Annotated in this window: 2 protein-coding genes; both read right to left on the reverse strand. The window is 72.2% G+C overall.

Annotated elements, in window-relative coordinates; translation table 11 throughout:
* Positions 1-2,173 (reverse strand): LysM peptidoglycan-binding domain-containing protein (locus VGD85_RS00550; RefSeq protein ID WP_331061497.1); only part of this gene is annotated, 2,173 nt, incomplete at its 3' end.
* Positions 2,170-2,640: TadE/TadG family type IV pilus assembly protein (locus VGD85_RS00555; RefSeq protein ID WP_331061498.1), on the reverse strand; the 471-nt coding region annotated here is incomplete at its 5' end. The genes VGD85_RS00555 and VGD85_RS00550, both read right to left, overlap by 4 nt.

The raw sequence follows: 2,640 nt of genomic DNA on the forward strand, positions 1-2,640 counted from the left end.
CGGGCGTGTCGACGTACTCCGGGGTCTCGCTCTGGGCGTAGACCAGAGCGCAGCCGCTGGCCTCGTCGCTGGTGAGGCCGACGGCGATGAGGTTGAGGCCGACGTGCTCGAGGACGACGCGACCGGTGTTGGTCATGTGCAACACCGCGCCAGGCGTGTTCGGCCGTTCGCCGGCGACGACGATGGAGGTCGCGGACTGTCCGACGTGATCGTTGACCAGCTGCAGCAGCTGCTCGAGGTCGTCGGGGTCTCCGGCTGCGGCATCGAGGAGCAGCATCCTGGCGGGCCAGGTGTCGTCGTCGGCGCTGCCGGTGCGGGCCGTGGACACATCGGTGTCGTGTCGCTTCGCTCGGTCGACCGTGGTCACCGCGGCGGCGAGGATCTCCGCGGTCGCGGGCGTCCCGGCCGCACCGGTCGGGTAGTAGGTGATCCGCTCGTCCATGGCGACGGTCTCTTCGGCCACGCCGATGCAGTCGACCTGGACGCGGCGCGACCACGGGTTGACGGCCAGCTGAGCAGCGAGGTGGCGGGCGAAGTCGCGGCCGTAGGTGGGGTCGCCACTGATTGTCAGCGTGGAGAGCTCCTCGCAGTTCAGCAGCCACGTCTCGCCGGTGTCGCTCATGCCGATGGTGGCCAGCAGCGGGTAGGGCGGCTCGACGTTGCCGGTGTCGGGACCGAGGTCCTCCACCGCGATGTCCGTGCTGACGTGCCAGTGGGTCTGGTCGGGGCTGCCCACCCAGGGACCCGGGACGGCGGCCGGGGCGCTCAGGTGCATCGTCAGCTTGCCCTTCGCGAGCTCGACGGCCGCCAGCGGCGGCATCGTGGTGCCCTGGGCTCCGACCGCGGCCGCGAGACGCCGCAGGGCCTCGTCGGCGAACTCCACGGTGGCGGCCGCGGCGGCACCGGTCGCGTTCAGCGTCATCTCCACCGGCGCCAGCTCGGGCGGCGGGGCGGCGATCGCTCGACCCGGCGGCCGGTTCCGGTAGGCCGAGCGCCGACGAGACCGCAGCGCCATCAGCAGTGCCCCGGACAGCAGCACGCCCCCGCCGGTGAGACCGGCGAGGACCCAAGGCGCCTCGAGGATCGAGTCGTCGGCTTCGTCGACCTGGTCGACGTCGGCGGCCGGCGCCGTCGGCTCCTCGGCCTGCGGGACCTCGGGCGCGGCGGTCTCCGGGGCCTCGGTCTCGGGGACCGGCGGAGTCTCCTCGGCCGGCGGGTTGACCGGCTGCTGCTCGTCCTTGGGCTCGGCGGGGGTCTCGGGCTTGTCCTCGCGAGGCTGCGGCTGCCGGTCGTCGTGACCGGCAGGTGTCTGGGCTCCGGGGATGTTGAGCTTCCAGCCGACGTCGATCACGTCGGGGTCAGCGAGGTGGGCGCCGCCGGGCTGGGTGATGCCGGTGGAGGCCTTGTAGATCTCCGGCCACCGGTCGGCGTCGCCGAGCTCGTCGCGGGCGATGTCGCTGAGTGTGTCGTTGGGTTGCACGGTGTACGCGTGCGCCGGCGCTCCGCCGCCCGGGGCTGGCAGCTTGAGCACCCAGCCGGGCTCGAGGAAGCTGGGCCGGGAGCCGAGGAGGTCGCGGTTGAGCTCGGCGATCTCCTTGTAGCGCGCGCCGTCACCGAAGTGGTCCTCAGCGATCGACCACAGGCTCTCCCCCGGTTTGACCGAGTGATCGACCGTCGCGCGCTCCTGCTCCGCCTCGACCTTCACGCCGTGCTGGGCGGGCGTCTGGTCGACGGTCCCGGCCTGGACATGTCCCACCGCCGCCGGCGCGGAAGCGGCGGCCGGGCCGGCGTTGGCGGCCTGTGCGGCGATCGGCGCTGCGATGAACAGCAGGGCAGCGAGTCCGATCAGTCCGTGGGCCGCGGCCTGCGGGCGACCAAGACCCGGCAGCTTGGGCGCCTCGACCCTGCGGAGCCTGGCGATGGTCTCCACCACCAGGCTGAGGGTCATGAAGGCCCACGCGGCCCAGCCGATCACCTTGAACAGGCCCAGGATCAGGGTGCCGTCGTCGGGTGCGAGGAGTGCGTCCTTGACGCTCTGCAGGGTCGGCGTCTGGTCGGGGATCGGGTTGGCTCCGATCGCGAGGAAGAGGGCCGGCAGGCCGATGATGATGCCGAGGACGGCGACCGTGGCGAGGAGCCCGGTCAGCCGCTGGCGCTGGGTGGGCGTAGTCATCGTTCGATGCCTCCTTGGGCGCGGATGAGCCGTGCAGACGCCTCCCCGGTGACCCTCATCGAGTCCAGCCCGATGATCCCGAGGAACTTGCTGTCGTAGGTGTCGGTGGTGCGCACGATCAGGGTGTCGCCGTTGACGACGGTGACGCTGCCCTCCACGCCGGCGGCGTTGAGGTAGCCCTGCGCGGCGGACTTGGCGGCGTTGATGTCGACGCGGAGCTCCTCGCCGCGGATGGCGGTCGAGCCCTGGACCTCCTGGGCGCCGGTGCGGGCGGCCTGGGCCGCGGCACTGCGGGCCTGCTGCTGGGCGTGCACCTTGCCGCCGACGTCGACGGTCATCCCGACCAGGATGATCATCACCAGTGACGCGGTGGCGAACCAGACGCTGATGGCGCCGCGCTCGTCGCGCTGTCGTCGGACCGGGTGCCTCATCATCGGCGCTCCCGGTAGGCGTCGACGGGGCTGCTC

Origin of the sequence: Nocardioides sp. (assembly GCF_036401255.1) — a bacterium.
Taxonomy (GTDB): Bacteria; Actinomycetota; Actinomycetes; order Propionibacteriales; family Nocardioidaceae; genus Nocardioides.